Annotated in this window: 1 rRNA gene; it reads right to left on the reverse strand. The window is 50.5% G+C overall.

Annotation, left to right across the window (positions count from 1 at the left end):
* Positions 1 to 107: 107 nt before the first annotated feature.
* Positions 108 to 1,671: ribosomal RNA gene (locus tag JEM49_RS07280) — 16S ribosomal RNA — on the reverse strand.
* Between the last annotated feature and the right edge of the window lie 222 nt (positions 1,672 to 1,893).

Genomic DNA, 1,893 nt, shown 5'->3' on the forward strand with positions numbered 1-1,893 from the left:
TCTTTGAGGTACTACCCTCAAAACTAAACAAAGTTTCTCAGTGTGCTTCCGCTTGCTTAAGTGACTTCTCTTAGTATCTCTACTCTCCATCACTCTCGCTTCCTTAGAAAGGAGGTGATCCAGCCGCAGGTTCTCCTACGGCTACCTTGTTACGACTTCACCCCAGTCATCTGCCCTGCCTTAGACGGCTCCTTCCCGAAGGTTAGGCCACCGGCTTTGGGCATTGCAGACTTCCATGGTGTGACGGGCGGTGTGTACAAGGCCCGGGAACGTATTCACCGCGGCGTGCTGATCCGCGATTACTAGCGATTCCAGCTTCGTGCAGTCGAGTTGCAGACTGCAGTCCGAACTGAGAACAGCTTTCAGAGATTCGCTTGCCTTCGCAGGCTCGCTTCTCGTTGTACTGCCCATTGTAGCACGTGTGTAGCCCAGGTCATAAGGGGCATGATGACTTGACGTCATCCCCACCTTCCTCCGGTTTGTCACCGGCAGTCTCATTAGAGTGCCCAACTTAATGCTGGCAACTAATAACAAGGGTTGCGCTCGTTGCGGGACTTAACCCAACATCTCACGACACGAGCTGACGACAGCCATGCACCACCTGTCTTAGCGTCCCCGAAGGGAACTCCTAATCTCTTAGGATGGCACTAGATGTCAAGACCTGGTAAGGTTCTTCGCGTTGCTTCGAATTAAACCACATGCTCCACCGCTTGTGCGGGCCCCCGTCAATTCCTTTGAGTTTCAACCTTGCGGTCGTACTCCCCAGGCGGAGTGCTTAATGCGTTAGCTGCAGCACTGAGAGGCGGAAACCTCCCAACACTTAGCACTCATCGTTTACGGCATGGACTACCAGGGTATCTAATCCTGTTCGCTACCCATGCTTTCGAGCCTCAGCGTCAGTTGCAGACCAGAGAGCCGCCTTCGCCACTGGTGTTCTTCCATATATCTACGCATTCCACCGCTACACATGGAGTTCCACTCTCCTCTTCTGCACTCAAGAAAAACAGTTTCCGATGCAGTTCCTCGGTTAAGCCGAGGGCTTTCACATCAGACTTATTTTTCCGCCTGCGCTCGCTTTACGCCCAATAAATCCGGACAACGCTTGCCACCTACGTATTACCGCGGCTGCTGGCACGTAGTTAGCCGTGACTTTCTGGTTGATTACCGTCAAATAAAGGCCAGTTACTACCTCTATCCTTCTTCACCAACAACAGAGCTTTACGATCCGAAAACCTTCTTCACTCACGCGGCGTTGCTCCATCAGACTTGCGTCCATTGTGGAAGATTCCCTACTGCTGCCTCCCGTAGGAGTTTGGGCCGTGTCTCAGTCCCAATGTGGCCGATCAGTCTCTCAACTCGGCTATGCATCATCGCCTTGGTAAGCCGTTACCTTACCAACTAGCTAATGCACCGCGGGGCCATCCCATAGCGACAGCTTACGCCGCCTTTTATAAGCTGATCATGCGATCTGCTTTCTTATCCGGTATTAGCACCTGTTTCCAAGTGGTATCCCAGACTATGGGGCAGGTTCCCCACGTGTTACTCACCCATCCGCCGCTCGCGTCCCCAGCGTCATTACCGAAGTAAATCTGCTGGTTCTGCTCGCTCGACTTGCATGTATTAGGCACGCCGCCAGCGTTCGTCCTGAGCCAGGATCAAACTCTCATTTTGAAATTTAAGTTTGAATGATTGCTCATTCGATTATTTAAGATCTTTGTCTCAAATTTATTGCTTGCGAATTGACTTCGCTTCTTGTTTGGGTTTTACACCCGCACACTTTTAGCGAAACTTTGTTCAGTTTTCAAAGTACTACCTCCGTCTGGTTGAACCAGACGGCTTTTATATTTTATCAAATCTCAAATCCTTTGTCAAGAACTTTTTTGATTTGTTTTT

This window comes from Lactobacillus sp. A27 (genome assembly GCF_016742815.1).
GTDB lineage: Bacteria > Bacillota > Bacilli > Lactobacillales > Lactobacillaceae > Lactobacillus > Lactobacillus gallinarum.